This window comes from Rahnella bruchi (genome assembly GCF_003614975.1).
GTDB classification, from domain to species: Bacteria; Pseudomonadota; Gammaproteobacteria; order Enterobacterales; family Enterobacteriaceae; genus Rahnella; species Rahnella bruchi.
The window spans coordinates 71,460-86,732 of record NZ_QZWI01000002.1 but is presented as its reverse complement, the minus strand read 5'-3'; the positions used below and the strand labels follow the sequence as shown (position 1 = coordinate 86,732).

The following is a 15,273-nucleotide window of genomic DNA, read 5'->3' as shown; positions in this document are numbered from 1 at the left end:
TGATTAAGCGAAGTGAAAAAAGTAACACTCAGCAACAGGAAACCCTGTCGCAGAGCGTTTCACAGGAGAAATCAGCGATGATTTTTTTGCGCTTTAAACACAGCCCAGACGCTGAGCAGGGCGACGATCATCAGATAATAACCCGGTGCCAGACTGCTGCCGGTGGCAGAAATCAACAGCGTACAGATTAAAGGCGCGAAGCCACCGAAAACGGTCACGGCAACGTTGTAGCTGATCGCCATGCCGCTGGCACGGGTGGTTATCGGGAATAAGTCCGCCATCATCGAAGGTACCGTGGAGAAATACACTGATTTCAGCAGCGCCAGCCAGCTTATCAGCAGCAGTAATGACATCGCCGAGGTGTATTGCAGCATCAGCCAGAACGCTGGATAAATGGTCACCAGCATCAGGATAAGTGATCCCCACATCAGTGGCAGTCGGCCAATTTTCTCCGCCCAAAGTCCCATAAGGGGCGTCACTACCGTCAGAATTATTCCGGCTGCCAGCGTGGCACTGAATCCGGCGGAAGCATGCAGATGCAGCGTTTTGGTTGCATAAGTCGGCACATAGTTCAGCATGTAGTTAATGGCGGTGGACACCACCATCAGACCGATAGCGGTAAAGAACAGACCTTTTTGCGAACGCACGATTTCTTTCAGCGGAGAGGGCGTTTTTTTCGCTTTAATAAAGCTTTGTGACTCTTTGATATGGCGCCGGATATATAACCCGACCGGGCCAATCATCAGACCGAAAATAAACGGGATACGCCATCCCCAGTTTTGCAACTGCGTTTCGGTCAGAGCGGCGGATAATCCCAGTCCGAAAGCCGAGGCCAGCAGTGTACTGGCACCCTGCGTGGCGAATTGCCAGCTGGCGATAAACGCCTTTCGCTCCGGAAAATGCTCGACCAGAAACGCTGTCGAACTGCCGAATTCCCCGCCTGCGGAAAATCCCTGAATCAGCCTTGCGACCAGTATCAGCAGGGGAGCCGCCATGCCGATACTGGCGTAAGAAGGTGTGAGGACGATAATCAACCCGCCTCCCATCATCAGGCTGATGGACATCAGCAAGGAGGCTTTGCGTCCGTGTTTGTCGGCGTAAGCTCCCAGAACGATGGCGCCAAGCGGCCGGATCAAAAATGACACGCCAAAGCTGCCAAATGTCAGCAGCATGGAAACTTTTGGGTCGGCCGTCGGGAAATAAGCGTGGGCGATATAATTGGCGAAAAAACCGTAAATCGCGATATCAAACCATTCCAGTGCGTTGCCGATACAGGTCGCGAATAATGTTTTCATCAGGCTGGGCTTTTCTGCCGTGGTGCCTGCGTGTTGCGATGTAGCGCTTAACTGGCTCATTGAGCACCTCCGGCGTGGGCAAGATGCTGTCTCAGCAGGCTGGTTCCGCGTTCACCGAGATCCCATAAAAGATGGGTCATGATAGCCAGCCCTTCGCGGGCAACAGAGATCAGCATATGCTCGTTGACGCCATGCTGGCCGCAGGCTGGATAAGAGTGCGGCACCCAAAGTGTCGGTAAACCGAGAATGTCTGCAAAGACATCATTGGGCAGCGAACCGCCCAGATTAGGCAGCAGCGCCGGTTTTTTACCGGTAGTGCGCTGCATGATATCCAGCGCCCAGCCAACCAGCGGGTCGGTGGGATCAAAACGGGTGGCCGGTGAGCCGCGTACAAATTCAACGTCCACCTGCTCAAAGCCGTGAGCATTCAGATGTGCGCGGACGTGCTGCGCCAGATTCTTCCAGTCGGTGCCGACCACAAACCGCAGTTGACAAACCGCCGTCGCCTGGCCGGGAATAGCATTCATCGGACGCTGCGGATTGCCGGTCAGGAACGACAACAGTTCCAGCGTATTCGACGCGTACAAACGTTCGGTGGGTGTCAGGCCCGCTTCACCCCATTTCGGGTCGATCTGCGGATCGTTCGCACCGCCGCCGACATCGACATCACTGAGAATTTCACGGATAGCGTCGCTGACCGCAGGCGGTTTGAGCTCCGTAACCTGTAACTGACCGTGCTGATTCACCAGACACGCCAGCGCATTCGCCAGTTGCGTACCCGGATTGGTCAGCAGACCGCCCCAGTTTCCGGAGTGGTAGGCGTTATCGCGCGCGTTGATCGTCAGACGGAAATTTACCGCGCCCCGTGAGCCGAGGAATAAAGTCGGGCGCTCTGCGCTCAGACGCGGACCGTCGGAGGCCAGAAAGATATCGGCGCTCAGTTCTTCGTGATAATCACGGCAAAGTTCGGCCAGTCCCGGCGAACTGATTTCCTCGCCCATTTCAAACAGCAGTTTGCAATTGAACCCGAGGCGGCCACCGCGCGCTTTGAAAATTTGCTCCAGCGCGGCAATGTTGACGCTGTGCTGGCCTTTATTGTCGGCGCTGCCGCGTCCGTACCAGCGGTCGCCTTCTTCTTTGAGCTCCCACGGAGATAAATCCTCACGCCAGTTTTCATCGTCGCCGAATACCACATCGCCGTGACCATAACTCAGTACGGTTGGCAGTTTGCTGTCTTCAATGCGCGTGGCAATCAGAAAAGGACGGTGTTCGGCATGAGGATTTTCCACGCTGAGCAAACTAAAACCCATCGAGGAAAGTGCCGGTTTAATTTCTTCATCGAGATAGCGCGTCAGTTCTGCGTCGCGCTGATTGCTTTGGCTTTCTGTCGCAATAGCCACCCTGCGTGCCAGAATTCGTTTGTATTCACCCTGGTCAAACCAGGCAAGCGCTTGTACGACGATATTTTCCGCTGTCATGAGGAACCTGCTTCTGTTGTGTTTGTGCCCGTCACACGTCAGGTTGCAGGTCCGTGGGTTTCACTCAATCGCCGGTATCACTTACTGAAATAAGGGGTTCCGGATTCATTCGCTTGCCACCTTCCTGCAACTCGAATTATTAAGAGCATGTGAATTTATTGTTGTTTTTTTTAGCAGTTTCACTCTAATCGTTGCACAAACGTTGCCACAATAATAATAATTGCAACTTAGCGTTGCTTTTAATGTAATGCTCGTCTGTGCAGCTATGAGGCAATACGGTCATGCAAAGTTCAGAGATCCGCTATTTTCTGGCGGTAGCCAATACCGGTTCACTCAGCGCGGCGAGTAAGCAATTATTTGTCGCTGTTTCGGCCATCAGCCGTCAGATCCAGCGGCTGGAAGAACGCATCGGCGCCCAGCTGTTTGAACGCCATGCGCGCGGGATGGTGCTAAATGATGCCGGCCAGATCCTGGAAAACCATGTGCGTAAAAGCATGATGGATATGGAACATGCGATAGCGGAAATTCAGGGGCTGAAGGCGGTACGCCGCACGGTGATCCGCATGGCCAGTACTGACGGGCTGGCGTTTGATCTGTTGCCGCGGCTGTTTTCACAGTTCCGGCGTGATAATCCTGGCGTGATGTTTTATCTGAATGTCGGGACCGTGACGCAGGTATCAGAAATGATCCGTAACGCAGAAGTGGATGTGGCCCTGCAGTTAAGTCTGGTGGCGGAACGTGGGGTGGATATTCTGGCCTCGTTTTCCGCCCCGGTACGTATGGTGATGCGCTCCGATCATCCGCTGGCGGAAAAAGAGCTGCAAATGATGGATTTGCATCCGTACCCCCTGGCGATGAACGAACAGGGGAGCACCATCCGCCAGCTGTTTGATTTGTCCTGTCGAATGAGCGGGATTTTTCTGGAACCGACGGTGAGCTGTAACCGGTTCTCGACGTTGTACGATTTTATGGTGCAAACGCCGGGCGCGATTGCAGCGTGCAGTCACTTTTCGATTATGTATAAAGCGCGTCGCGACAATCTGCGGGTCAAGCCGGTAAACATCGAGCAACTGAGCCAGCGTTATTTGCAGCTACAGTCTCCGGCAGGGAAAAGACGTGCACCTGCGCTCAGTCAGTTTATTGATTTTATTCGTGATGAAATCGCGCGGGAAAGCGAGTTGTTTATCCGCGATTTTGGTCTGTAGTTTTTAAAACTAACAGGCCGCCTGTTGCAGATGGGGATAACGTGACCAGTGCTGAGAATGCCAGCCCTTCGCGGCAGCGAGATGTTGTAACGCTTCGCTGGCATTGATAACTGTCGAAACATCAGCGAATTCAAGTAAAGGCTGGTCGTACATCGTGTGGCTGTAGGCAAATATTTGCTGATAAACATGGGGTTTGCGGGCTTCCAGCCAAAGTTTCAACCGATCAAGGCGACCCTGGTGAAACATCAGATTGCCTTCAACCGCACCACTGAAGCGCTGGTTACTGATTCCGGCCTGCAATCCGATACCTGCATGTGCGCCGAGACGTCTGGCCACCGGCTTAACCAGATTTTCGCCACACGCCGATACGATCAGGATTTCATCCCCGCGCGCACGGTGCCATTCCAGCCTTTCACGAGCCTGGGGATATACGCGGGGCATGATATCGCGGTGAATAAACCGCTGAACCCAGTTCGCCACCGTCGGACAGCTCAGGCCGCTCATCGGGAAAAATGCGCGGGCAAGATAATCACTGTAATTCGCGACATCTTGCGGGGAGAACTGCGCGGGCAGGGCGTGCATACGATAATGACTGAGTTCATCCGAAGAGACGTAACCCTGAGAAATCAGCCAGTGCAGCCACAGGTTGTGGCTGTCATCGCAAATCAGGGTGTGGTCGAGCTCAAAAATTGCGAGATCCATGGCACGGATTCCCTCATCTGACAGTCTTCATTCAGCGTAGCGCAATTTTTGCAGTTGAGTGTTTTATGAACGTTTATGCCACACAATCTTCATCTGCTGTTTCATCCGGCGTGAAGACGGCTCCACAGGCTTATCAGTGCCCAGGCTGCCAGTGACCAGCAGGCCACGGCGGCAATCAGCGCATAAGGCAATTTCATCGAACCGATGAAAAAATATAAGGAAAGCAGATACACCATGTAGGGGATCACCGCCCACAAGCCAAAAATGATGGTCGTGCGCAGTGCCTCAATGTTGCGTTCAGTGCCGACAATGTAATGGGCAATGAGGGCGAAAGTGGGGAACAACGGTACCAGCCCGGCAATGTAATAGTTGCGTGTTTTCGAGAGTATTCCGATCAGGATCACGACCAGCGCGCCGATCAGCGCCTTAAAGACCAAACCTGCCATTTATGCCTCTGCCTTCAGTTCACGTACGTTGATATCCCGTTGCGGATAACCCGTTTATTGTTATAGATATTTTATAGATATTTATATGCCAAACTGCCGCACAGGAATGAATTGGTCAAGCACTGACTGCCGTTTTTATCGCCAGTTGAATCTGCGCAAGCAGCGGAAAACTCTACTATTCTTAAGATCTTTACACTATTTAGGTTTATTCCCGACCCGGAAAGAAGTAGGTTTTACACCTGACAGAGTTGCACAATCTGATTGAAAGATAAGATAAATTTCAGTTACCCGGACAAAAGCGCTGATACCTATGACAATTTCTTCCCAATTCAAACGGACTTTCATTTACGCGCTGGGCAGTGGAATATTCCTGCTGGCGCTCCCTGCCGCTCAGGCAGATAACGGCCCCGTCGCCCCTCAGATTAACGCCAAATCCTGGGTGTTAATGGATTACAACAGCGGGAAAATCATCACCGAATCTAACCCCGATGCCCGTCTTGACCCAGCCAGCCTGAGCAAAATCATGGTGAGCTACGTGGTCGGGCAGGCGATCAAATCCGGTAAAATCAAATCTGACGATCTGGTTTCTGTCGGCAACGATGCCTGGGCAACCGGCAACCCAGTACTGCGCGGATCTTCTCTGATGTTCCTCAAACCCGGCGACCGCGTGCCGGTGTCTGAACTCAATAAAGGCGTCGTTATTCAATCGGGTAACGATGCCAGTATCGCACTGGCCGATTACGTTGCAGGCAGCCAGGATTCTTTCGTCAACCTGATGAACCGCTACGCAGAACAGCTAAAACTGCAAAATACGCATTTCAAAACTGTTCACGGGCTTGATGCGGATGGTCAGTACACGTCTGCGACCGATATGGCGCTGCTTTCGCAGGCATTGATCCGCGACACGCCAGATGAATATGCGCTTCACAAAGAGAAAGAATTCACCTTTAACCACATCAAACAGATTAACCGTAACCGTTTGCTGTGGAGCTCAAACCTGAATGTTGACGGTATCAAAACCGGTTACACCTCAGGCGCGGGTTATAACCTGGTGTCTTCTGCCAGTGATCCCACCGGCATGCGGCTGATTGCCGTGGTGATGGGCGCGCCGAGTGACCGGATCCGTTTCAGCGAAAGCGAAAGCCTGCTGACCTGGGGTTTCCGTTTTTACGAAACGCTGACGCCGATTAAAGCCGGTGATGCGTTTACCAGCCAGCGCGTCTGGTTCGGGGATGAAAAAATGGTACCGCTGGGTGTCGCAGAAAATGCGTCGCTGACCATGCCAAAAGGCCAGCTGAAGAATCTCAAAGCCAGCTTTAATCTCACCACTAAGCAGCTTGAAGCGCCACTGGCGAAAAATCAGGTGGTGGGTACGGTAGATTTCAGTCTGGACGGTAAAGTCATTGAACAGCGTCCGCTGGTAGCATTGCAGGAAGTGAAGGAAACCGGGTTCATTGGCCGTATCTGGGACTTCGTGATGATGAAGATCAGTGGTTTGTGGAGCAGTGTCTTCGGCAAATGATCCTTCGCTGAAATAAAAAAACGAGGCTCAGATGTGGCCTCGTTTTTTTGTGTTTTTTTTGGTGAAAAAATTTAGTTCTGTACCCAGCCTTTCTTAATCGGGAAGGCAAATCCAAAGCGGTAAACTTTGCACATCATCGCGTTAATTTGCTCACCGAACAGGTTCCACACCAGTTGTGCGAACAGGCAACCCAGCATACCCACCAGGAATCCCCCAACCATATCGAGGGGCCAGTGAACGCCCAGATAGACACGTGACCAGGCGATACCCACGGCGGTAACCATCAGTAATGCGCCGGACCACAGGCGGTGCCAAAACAGGAACGACAGGGCGAAAGTGAAGATGGCAGTGCCATGGTCGCTCGGGAATGAACTGTCAGGGGCGTGCTGAATAAATGTATGCCCGAACCCTTCGACAAAAGGGCGAGCATGAGGGAATAGCAGCGATAGCGATTTGGCGGTCGCCATCGCAAAAAGGAGGGCAATTGCCGTTTTGCTGACCAATACGCGTTGCTGGCCGATGTTCTCGCGCTGACCCCAAAGCCATAACCCGACAATCAGCAGGGGGACGATGATGATCAGGTCATTTGCCAAAAATCCGGCAAATTTGATCAGCGCCTCCGGCGAGGCCGGTGTGGCGTTAATCCAGAGAAAAACCAGATGGTTCAGCTGTTCCATTAAACTACCCTCGAATAAACAGGCCAAAATAGCCTTCAAAAAAATTCCGGTCGATCAGTAACAAAACCTTCATAAACGGTCGCTACGTTAAATTGCACTGTCACTGAGGTAAAGGGGGCATCGTCTGAATTTCCCGAGTCATTGAGCATCGGTATAGTTTCGCGATGAAATAGAGTGTAAAGAGAAGAACTTAAGGAAGCCTTAAGCAGGCGGGAGGACCAGCCTCCCGGCGGTGATGCCTGACGTGAAAAATGAAAGAGAAGATTTCAAAAAATGGGATGCGAACAGTTAACCGTTAACGCGGTTTTTGCACTGACATCAGGAACAACATTGGCCGTTCCGCTTCTTCAGCCAGATCCGGATAAGCAGCAATCTGCTCAGCAGAAGGGCCCCATTCATCCAGATGATGGATAACGAATCCCGCTTCGATCAATAAGTTGATATAGGTGCCGAGTTTGCGGTGCTGCTTAATGACACCTTCTGCAAACCAGTCAGTGACGCGCTGGCCTTCACGCTGATAACCATCCACCGGCCAGGCTTTATGGCCTTGTCCGTTGAGCTTCCAGCCCGGTTCGGAAGGTGCGGTATACACCGGATGCTCAGCAGAAAAGACGAAGTGACCCCCTGCTTTCAGCGCCTGAAAAATTGTACGGAACAGCGCGGGCAGGGCGTCGATGTAATGCAGGGTCAGCGAACTGTAGATAAGATCAAAACACGCTTCGGGTAAGATCAGCGCTTCCAGGTCGCGTCTTTGATAGCGGATCCCCGTATCCGGTGTCATGGAACGGGCTTTTTCCAGCATTTTTTCCGAGATATCCAGCCCGAGAACCTCATCCGCGCCCATTTCCCGTGCCGCGCGGCAAAACCAGCCGTAACCACAACCCAGATCTGCGACATGCGCGCCGTTCATGTCCGGCAGCATCGCTTTCAGGGAAGGCCATTCCGGCGCGCCGTCCAGACCGAACTGAGAGCGTCCGAGCCCGGCATAACCATCAAAGAAAGCCTGATCATCGTAAATATTTTGCGTCATGAGAATGACTCCTATAAAAATAGTCTTAACTGCCAATTCATTTTGGCCTGAACAGTGTAGTGAATAATTTTATAAGAGAGCAATGAAATGGAGATTCGTGAGGCCGTTTTTGCTGATTTAAGCGTATTGCAGCGTCTCGGGCACGAGACCTATCGCCATTATTTTGGTAGCTTGTGGCACAATAATGATGAGCTGGATGCTTTTCTGGCCGGTGATTTTGGTGATGAGGTGATGCGTCTCAGCCTGAACAGCCCTGACAGCCGATGGCTGGTGGCCGAGGAAAACGGCGGCGCAGTTGGATTTGCGCGGCTCGATTTTAATGTGCAGCCAGACACCGGTGTGACGACAGCATCTGGCGCTAAACTATGCAAACTGTACTTTCTGCCTGAAAGCCGCGCACGTGGGCTTGGAGCGAAACTGTTTGCGGCGGCGGAACGCGTCGCGAGAGAACACCGGCAACCGGTTCTCTGGCTGGATGTATTGCAGAGCAATCTGCCCGCTATAGGATTTTATCAGCGGCAGGGGATGCAACAGATGGCTGAAACTGCCTATGTAACGGCCACGCAGACGACTAAATTGTGGGTAATGATTAAGGATATCAATGATTAAAATACGCCTGGGCGGACTGTTCATCACACTGGAAGCAGGTGAAGATATTCCCTACGCGCCGGAATATTGTGAACATTACACTTACCTTTTTCATCCGGTCGAAGGCGGTTATGAAATTTTGCGTTACGACGCCTATTCTGGCTGGCATAAACGCCCGGATCAGTTATTTGAAGACGGCCATGAGGCATTTGTATTTGCTTATCAGGCGTACGAAAAGGAATGGAATCAGACCGACGGCCGTTTAGGGGGTAAAGATCAGCATCTCGAACGGATAATGTAATAAATATTTATGCAAATAAATTCATCAGCCTCCAATTCGGAGGCTTTTTTGTGGTGAAATTACAACCCCATGTTCTGGGGTATACAAAACATTACATAAGGAGGTTTTGAAACCTGAAATTATGTTTTCATGCCCTGGTTTCTCCATGAAATTATTATTATGTCTTTGCATTACTCTAAAAAAATAATACTAATTCGAGGATGAGTTTCCTTGTTATAACTGTATGGTTTAAAGATGTTTTTTATTATGAATTGATGATTTTTTAAACTTAAACAAATGCCAAACGAAAACTATTTCAAAGTTTTTCCGGTTGCAACGGAACTTATCCTGGATTATTTTGACGCCCATCAGCTCCAGGCCTTAAGAAGAAATATAACTTCACGGCGGGCTGATAATTAACTTGCCGGATGGCAATTTAGATAGCTTCCAAATAATCAAGGATATTGATGATGAAATTACGCGCGCTTTCTCTGGTAATTCCTGCTCTGATGATGGCTGGCACTGCTGGCGCTGCCGAAATTTATAATAAAGACGGCAACAAACTTGATCTGTTCGGTAAAGTCGATGGCTTACATTATTTCTCCAGCGACGACAGCACTGACGGCGACCAGTCATATATGCGTTTTGGCTTTCGCGGTGAAACCCAAATTAATAGCGAGCTGACCGGTTACGGTGAGTGGGAATATCAGGCAGCCCTGAATTCCGCTGAAAGCGCTGATAATAACAACTTTACCCGTGTCGGTTTTGCGGGTCTGAAATTCGGTCAGTGGGGTTCACTGGATTACGGCCGTAACTATGGCGTGATGTATGACGTCGCGGCATGGACTGACGTACTGCCTGAATTCGGCGGCGATACTTACGGTGCAGACAACTTCATGTTCCAGCGTGCAAACGGCGTGCTGACCTACCGTAACAAAGATTTCTTCGGTATTGTTGATGGCCTGGATGTTGCTGTTCAGTATCAGGGCAAAAACGGCAGCGCCACCGAATCTAACAACGGTCGCGATGTACTGGCTCAAAACGGTGACGGCTATGGCATGTCTCTGTCTTATGACCTGGGCGAAGGCTTCAGCGCAGCAGCCGCTATGATGGCTTCTGATCGTACCAATGAGCAAAATGGCCGCAACAATCCAGCTATCATCGGTAACGGCGACAAAGCAACTGCTTACAGCGGTGGTCTGAAATACGATGCGAACAACATCTATCTGGCCGCGATGTACACTCAGAGCTACAACGCGAACCGCTTCGGTAAAGCAGGCAGTACTGCTTACGGTTATGCGGATAAAGCGCAGAACTTTGAAGCGGTAGCGCAATACCAGTTCGACTTCGGTCTGCGTCCGTCTGTTGCGTATGTTCAGTCACACGCGCGTAATGTTCCTGGCTACAGCAACCAGAACCTGACCAAATATGTTGATGTTGGCGCGTCTTACTTCTTCAACAAAAACATGCTGACTTACGTTGATTACAAAATCAACCTGATGGACGACACCCGTCTGACCCGCGACGCCGGCATCAATACCGATGACGTTGTTGCTGTGGGTCTGGTTTATCAGTTCTGATAAACCGACGCTGCCCTTACTGAGGGCGCCTGCGTCTCATGTGTCTGAATCCCCTGCCGAAAGGTGGGGGATTTTCGTTTAACTTCTTCCTTTCTTCACTTTGATGGCTCAGGCATGATGGCGTGAACGTTCAACGACACCCTCAGAGATAAGAGAGCCGCTATGACCGATTTCGCCACACCTAATCTCCCTTCCCGAAACTTCAGCGCGACACAAGATTTCTATGCCAGTTTTGGCTTCCATACGACATATGTCGATGACGACTGGCTGATCATGGTCCGTGGAGAAATTACATTAGAATTCTTCCTGCACACAGAACTCGATCCACAGACCAGCTGGTTCAGCTGCTGTTTACGCGTCGATGACGCCGATGCCATGTTTGCAGCCTTTAAGGCCGCGGGTATCGGCGAGGACCCTCATTCACGACCCTGCGTTCATCTGCCCCAAATCCAGTCAGGGATGAAAATGGGAGTCATGATTGATATTGATGGGACCCTGGTTCGGGTGATTGAGAATGACAGGGTGTAACGAAGGATAAAGATTGTTCTAAAACAGAAAAGAAAAAACCCAACAATCTTGAACCTAACGAGGCGGGATTGCTGGGCTCTCCAAATTTGGGGACTTCAAAGAAAAGCAGTGGCACTAATTAAGACTGCGGCAGACTTTAAAAGTTCGTTCTATGTGGCAAAATTTTAAAAAAATTATTGATTTTTTTTTGCCACGTTACAGTTCAATGACTTACGTCATGCCCCTGGCCAGATGATGACGATCAACGTGCCGGCGAGTGTCAGTAATACGTTAGCAATCGCGTAGGTTCCTGCATAACCGAGTGCAGGAATGTTACTGCGGGCGGTATCACTGATGATTTCCATCGCAGGGGCGCAGGTTCGGGCCCCCATGATGGCACCAAACAGCAGTGCGCGGTTCATACGCAGTATATATGCCCCGAAGATAAAGCAGATCACCACCGGAACCAGGCTGACAATCAGGCCGGAAATTAGCATCTGACCGCCGACTGCGCCGAGGCCATTGTTGATGCCCGCACCGGCACTCAGGCCGACGCCCGCCATAAACACCATCAGACCGAACTCTTTCACCATATTCAGTGCACCCTGCGGGATATAACCGAAAGTAGGGTGGTTGGCCCGCAGGAAGCCCAGCATGATCCCGGCGAACAACAAGCCAGCGGCATTCCCGATACCGAAACTGAAGTTTTTAAACTGGAAGGTGATAAGACCAATCATCAGGCCGACGATAAAGAAGGCGCAGAAGGCCAGCAAATCGGTGAGCTGGCTGTGTACGGAGATAAACCCGATACGTTCCGCCACGCTTTTCACGCGCTTTGCATCGCCGCTGACCTGCAAAACATCGCCTTTATTCAGCACGATACTGTCGTCGATTGGCATTTCAATCTGGCTGCGGATCACGCGGTTCAGGAAACAGCCTTGATCGGTCAGATTCAGCTGGCTCAGACGCTTGCCGACGGCATGGTTATTCTTGACCACCACTTCTTCAGTCACAATGCGCATGTCGAGCAGATCGCGGTCGAACACTTCCTTTCCGTTTCTGAAACTCGGATCAAGACGTGAATGCGCATCAGGATAACCCACCAGCGAGATTTCATCGCCGACTTGTAATACTGCATCACCGTCCGGCGTCGCCAGAATGCCATTGCGACGGATGCGTTCGATGTAACATCCGGTCTGACGGTAAATCCCCAATTCGCGCAGATTTTTACCATCCGCCCAGGCCACCAGTTCCTGTCCGACACGATAGGCGCGGATCACCGGCAGATAGACTTTGCGCTTGCTGTCGGTATCCAGACCGCGTTCGCGTGCAATTTGCTGGGCGCTGGTCGGTAAATCCTGATGCTGTAGTTTTGGCAGATAACGAGCGCCGAAAATCAGGCTGACCAGTCCGATAAGATAGGTCAGGGCGTAGCCGAGACTCAGATTATCCAGTTCGGACCCCAGAAGATTATTGCCACCCATAGTGTTACGCAGCGTATCTCCCGCGCCGACCAATACCGGCGTCGAAGTCATGGAACCGGCGAGCATACCGGCAGTCAGGCCGATGTCCCAGCCAAAAAAACGACCAAGCCCGAAAGCCAGCAACATGGCGCTACCGACCATCACCAGCGCCAGCATGAAATAATTTTTGCCGTCGCGGAAGAATATTGAAAAAAAGTTCGGCCCGGCTTCTACGCCGACACAGAAAATAAACAGCATAAAGCCGAGGTTCAGGGCTTCGGTATTAATGCTGAAGTGCTGCTGGCCTAAAAGCAGCGAAACCACTAATACGCCAATAGAATTTCCGAGCTGGACAGAACCCAGACGAATTTTCCCCAGACACAAACCGAGTGCCAGAACTACAAATAATAACAGGATGTAATTCCCGTTTAACAAACTAGCGACGTTTATATTCACAAGGATAACTTATTGTTTACCAACAAATTCTTGATATAGGAGAATGTAAAGGATAAATTCAGAAACAGAAAATTCCTACTCGTGCTGCCATCGCCTGAAAAAAGGCCAAGGTCAGGGCACAGCGGCTTTCGGGCGTCATTTTAGTCACAGAAAGGCCGTTCAGCCAGAGAAAAGGGCGTATAAATATTCTGAAAGCTTTTTTTGTGTTTCGCGGGAGTGCGTGACACCGCAGGGAAAGGAGCCAGATGGCTCTGACAGGTAAGAAAGAACGCATTTTGTGCAGAGAACCTGTGAAAACTCGCCAGCTTTAAGGAGGAAGTAAAATGGCAATTTGGCGAAAGATAAAAGCACCGGCGACATGTTGTATATTATTTGTAATTGCTTTTATTTTTTTAAAAAATGGTTGGATAATTGTTAGTGACCAATTTCCCGGTCCGGAATACGGGCTGTTATTATTTCTTTTTCCTGGTGTAATAACGGCTTTAATTTTCCGTAATACGGCGATATTTTCGACTTTATTGGGCGCTTTTGCGGCGGTGCCTTTTTGTTTCACCCTGCGCTGGATTTACTACGTTCGCGTACGACCTCCTGTCCAGGAAGTGGCTTATGCCGCCAGCGCGATTTTCTGGTGCGTGCTGGGCGCAATGTTTGTTGTTCTCGCCACAACCGCCTACCGGCAATATCTGACCAATAGAAAAGGCGCTCATTGAGCGCCTTTTTGCTGCGTGTATGTCTTTTTTCTTTGCGGATCAGTTGCTGAAAAGCGCCAGATTCTCTTTGGCATACGCTTCAAAATCAGTGCAACCGCCGATGTGTTTCTGATCGAGGAAAATCTGTGGAACCGTTTCAACCGGTTTGCCCACGGTTTTTTCCAGGTCGGCTTTAGTGATGCCTTCCGCGTGGATATCGATATAACGGAAGTTGAAATCATCACGTTCTTCAGTCAGTTTTTCAGCCAACTCTTTAGCACGCACGCAATAAGGACAGCCAGGACGCCCGAAAATTACTGCAAACATGGAGACTCCTTAGTTAATACCAGCAAGATAAAATGAAAGGGGAGTAACTATTTTTGTTATCCACATCACCTTTTTGATGTCGCTACTATGCCTGTTGCAAACCATAAAAAAAAGCAGGAATTACCTGTCAGTCTGATACCTCTGACCTATCTGAATGAACCTGCTGCTGTTTTTGGCTGCCACACATTGTTGCACCAATTGATGCCGCAAACCTTGCAAACGGTGCTCACTGCATGAATGATTGAGACAGTTATCTCTTTTACTTACACCGTTACTCACACCATTCAGGAATCTCTCATGACGCCGACTATCGACCTTTTGCGCTCTCACCGTTCAATTCGTGCTTTTACCGACCAGCCGGTAAGCGAAGAACAACGCGAAGCCATTATTGGCGCTGCGCAATCAGCATCGACTTCCAGTTTCCTGCAATGCTCTTCTATTATTCGTGTCACCGATCCTTCACTGCGCGAAACGCTGGTGCAGTATACCGGCGGGCAAAAATATGTTGCCAGTGCAGCGGAATTTTGGGTCTTCTGCGCAGATTTCAACCGCAACTTGCAGATTAACCCCGAAGCGGAACTTGGCCTTGCCGAGCAATTGCTCCTGGGTTGCGTGGATACCGCGCTGATGGCGCAAAATGCCATGACGGCGGCAGAGTCGCTGGGTCTGGGCGGTGTATTTATCGGCGGGATCCGTAATCAGGTGGACGATGTTGTGACGCTGCTGAAATTGCCAAAATTTGTCATGCCCTTGTTTGGTTTTTGCATCGGTACACCAGCGCAGGATCACCAGGTGAAACCGCGTATGCCGCAGTCCATGCTGGTCCACGAAAACAGTTATCAGCCAGTGAATAAAGCGGTTCTGGCGGAATATGATGAAGAATTAAGTCAGTATTACTTACAGCGTGACAGCAATGCGCGTCGCGATACCTGGAGCGACCTGATCATGCGCACGCTGAAAAAGGAACAGCGTCCGTTCATGTTGGACGCATTGCACAAGCAGGGTTGGGCAACACGCTAAAACGGCGA

Annotated in this window: 16 protein-coding genes; 8 read left to right on the top strand and 8 right to left on the bottom strand. The window is 50.7% G+C overall.

The genetic code is table 11. The features are described 5' to 3' along the window. Window positions 1–71: 71 nt before the first annotated feature. Window positions 72–1,355 (bottom strand): MFS transporter, encoded by a 1,284-nt coding sequence (locus D5398_RS05865; RefSeq protein WP_120506772.1) that lies wholly within the window; start codon window positions 1,353–1,355, stop codon window positions 72–74. Beyond that, a complete protein-coding gene (locus D5398_RS05860; RefSeq protein WP_120506771.1) occupies window positions 1,352–2,773 on the bottom strand; it encodes a M20 family metallopeptidase in 1,422 nt (473 codons plus the stop codon). The genes D5398_RS05865 and D5398_RS05860 overlap by 4 nt, the downstream gene beginning before the upstream one ends. Before the next feature lie 281 nt (window positions 2,774–3,054). Between D5398_RS05860 and D5398_RS05855 the strand changes: the two genes are divergently transcribed. Beyond that, entirely contained in the window at window positions 3,055–3,978 is a 924-nt protein-coding gene (locus tag D5398_RS05855) for a LysR family transcriptional regulator (RefSeq protein WP_120506770.1), read from the top strand. 9 nt (window positions 3,979–3,987) lie between these two features. Here the strand turns inward: D5398_RS05855 and D5398_RS05850 are convergent, their stop codons facing one another. Both D5398_RS05850 and D5398_RS05845 read right to left on the bottom strand, forming a co-directional pair. Beyond that, the gene (locus D5398_RS05850) at window positions 3,988–4,680 is read right to left on the bottom strand and encodes an HAD family hydrolase (protein ID WP_120506769.1); all 693 of its coding nucleotides are present in this window, start codon (window positions 4,678–4,680) and stop codon (window positions 3,988–3,990) included. A gap of 101 nt (window positions 4,681–4,781) precedes the next feature. Then, window positions 4,782–5,126 carry a GlpM family protein gene (locus tag D5398_RS05845; RefSeq protein ID WP_120506768.1) on the bottom strand — a complete coding sequence of 115 codons (345 nt, stop codon included), beginning with the start codon at window positions 5,124–5,126 and terminating at the stop codon, window positions 4,782–4,784. 310 nt (window positions 5,127–5,436) lie between these two features. Between D5398_RS05845 and D5398_RS05840 the strand changes: the two genes are divergently transcribed. Continuing rightward, window positions 5,437–6,648 carry a serine hydrolase gene (locus D5398_RS05840; RefSeq protein WP_120506767.1) on the top strand — a complete coding sequence of 404 codons (1,212 nt, stop codon included), beginning with the start codon at window positions 5,437–5,439 and terminating at the stop codon, window positions 6,646–6,648. Between the two features lie 71 nt (window positions 6,649–6,719). On the opposite strand, the gene ybjG is transcribed toward D5398_RS05840, so the two are convergent. Beyond that, a complete protein-coding gene (gene ybjG, locus D5398_RS05835) occupies window positions 6,720–7,325 on the bottom strand; it encodes an undecaprenyl-diphosphate phosphatase (protein WP_120506766.1) in 606 nt (201 codons plus the stop codon). Window positions 7,326–7,620: 295 nt separating this feature from the next. Continuing rightward, entirely contained in the window at window positions 7,621–8,355 is a 735-nt protein-coding gene (locus D5398_RS05830) for a class I SAM-dependent methyltransferase (RefSeq protein ID WP_120506765.1), read from the bottom strand. Window positions 8,356–8,442: 87 nt separating this feature from the next. On the opposite strand from D5398_RS05830, the gene D5398_RS05825 reads away from it, so the two are divergent. The 4 genes from D5398_RS05825 (at window position 8,443) to D5398_RS05810 (ending at window position 11,331) form a co-directional block, all read left to right on the top strand. Further along, window positions 8,443–8,964: a GNAT family N-acetyltransferase gene (locus D5398_RS05825; RefSeq protein ID WP_120506764.1), complete on the top strand. Its 522-nt coding sequence runs from the start codon at window positions 8,443–8,445 to the stop codon at window positions 8,962–8,964. Beyond that, window positions 8,957–9,244: a hypothetical protein gene (locus tag D5398_RS05820; protein ID WP_120506763.1), complete on the top strand. Its 288-nt coding sequence runs from the start codon at window positions 8,957–8,959 to the stop codon at window positions 9,242–9,244. Before D5398_RS05825 ends, D5398_RS05820 begins: the two co-directional genes overlap by 8 nt. A gap of 449 nt (window positions 9,245–9,693) precedes the next feature. Next, the gene (gene ompC, locus D5398_RS05815; protein WP_120506762.1) at window positions 9,694–10,803 is read left to right on the top strand and encodes a porin OmpC; all 1,110 of its coding nucleotides are present in this window, start codon (window positions 9,694–9,696) and stop codon (window positions 10,801–10,803) included. Window positions 10,804–10,965: 162 nt separating this feature from the next. Then, window positions 10,966–11,331 carry a bleomycin resistance protein gene (locus tag D5398_RS05810; protein ID WP_120506761.1) on the top strand — a complete coding sequence of 122 codons (366 nt, stop codon included), beginning with the start codon at window positions 10,966–10,968 and terminating at the stop codon, window positions 11,329–11,331. 215 nt (window positions 11,332–11,546) lie between these two features. Here D5398_RS05810 and D5398_RS05805 read toward each other — a convergent pair whose 3' ends face one another. Next, a complete protein-coding gene (locus D5398_RS05805) occupies window positions 11,547–13,229 on the bottom strand; it encodes an aspartate:alanine antiporter (protein ID WP_120506760.1) in 1,683 nt (560 codons plus the stop codon). 323 nt (window positions 13,230–13,552) lie between these two features. On the opposite strand from D5398_RS05805, the gene ybjM reads away from it, so the two are divergent. Further along, complete coding sequence (gene ybjM / locus D5398_RS05800) at window positions 13,553–13,939, top strand: inner membrane protein YbjM (RefSeq protein WP_120506759.1); 387 nt, start codon at window positions 13,553–13,555, stop codon at window positions 13,937–13,939. Window positions 13,940–13,978: 39 nt separating this feature from the next. Here the strand turns inward: ybjM and D5398_RS05795 are convergent, their stop codons facing one another. Next, complete coding sequence (locus D5398_RS05795; protein ID WP_120130989.1) at window positions 13,979–14,245, bottom strand: GrxA family glutaredoxin; 267 nt, start codon at window positions 14,243–14,245, stop codon at window positions 13,979–13,981. A 297-nt stretch (window positions 14,246–14,542) separates the two neighbouring features. On the opposite strand from D5398_RS05795, the gene nfsA reads away from it, so the two are divergent. After that, window positions 14,543–15,265 (top strand): oxygen-insensitive NADPH nitroreductase, encoded by a 723-nt coding sequence (gene nfsA, locus D5398_RS05790; RefSeq protein ID WP_120506758.1) that lies wholly within the window; start codon window positions 14,543–14,545, stop codon window positions 15,263–15,265. The last annotated feature ends 8 nt before the right edge of the window (window positions 15,266–15,273 follow it).

Bases quoted from the DNA above. Each gene is read 5' to 3' on its own strand.
- D5398_RS05865 (WP_120506772.1), bottom strand. From the start codon at position 1,355: ATGAGCCAGTTAAGCGCTACATCGCAACACGCAGGCACCACGGCAGAA.
- D5398_RS05860 (WP_120506771.1), bottom strand. From the start codon at position 2,773: ATGACAGCGGAAAATATCGTCGTACAAGCGCTTGCCTGGTTTGACCAG.
- D5398_RS05855 (WP_120506770.1), top strand. From the start codon at position 3,055: ATGCAAAGTTCAGAGATCCGCTATTTTCTGGCGGTAGCCAATACCGGT.
- D5398_RS05850 (WP_120506769.1), bottom strand. From the start codon at position 4,680: ATGGATCTCGCAATTTTTGAGCTCGACCACACCCTGATTTGCGATGAC.
- D5398_RS05845 (WP_120506768.1), bottom strand. From the start codon at position 5,126: ATGGCAGGTTTGGTCTTTAAGGCGCTGATCGGCGCGCTGGTCGTGATC.
- D5398_RS05840 (WP_120506767.1), top strand. From the start codon at position 5,437: ATGACAATTTCTTCCCAATTCAAACGGACTTTCATTTACGCGCTGGGC.
- ybjG (WP_120506766.1), bottom strand. From the start codon at position 7,325: ATGGAACAGCTGAACCATCTGGTTTTTCTCTGGATTAACGCCACACCG.
- D5398_RS05830 (WP_120506765.1), bottom strand. From the start codon at position 8,355: ATGACGCAAAATATTTACGATGATCAGGCTTTCTTTGATGGTTATGCC.
- D5398_RS05825 (WP_120506764.1), top strand. From the start codon at position 8,443: ATGGAGATTCGTGAGGCCGTTTTTGCTGATTTAAGCGTATTGCAGCGT.
- D5398_RS05820 (WP_120506763.1), top strand. From the start codon at position 8,957: ATGATTAAAATACGCCTGGGCGGACTGTTCATCACACTGGAAGCAGGT.
- ompC (WP_120506762.1), top strand. From the start codon at position 9,694: ATGAAATTACGCGCGCTTTCTCTGGTAATTCCTGCTCTGATGATGGCT.
- D5398_RS05810 (WP_120506761.1), top strand. From the start codon at position 10,966: ATGACCGATTTCGCCACACCTAATCTCCCTTCCCGAAACTTCAGCGCG.
- ybjM (WP_120506759.1), top strand. From the start codon at position 13,553: ATGGCAATTTGGCGAAAGATAAAAGCACCGGCGACATGTTGTATATTA.
- D5398_RS05795 (WP_120130989.1), bottom strand. From the start codon at position 14,245: ATGTTTGCAGTAATTTTCGGGCGTCCTGGCTGTCCTTATTGCGTGCGT.
- nfsA (WP_120506758.1), top strand. From the start codon at position 14,543: ATGACGCCGACTATCGACCTTTTGCGCTCTCACCGTTCAATTCGTGCT.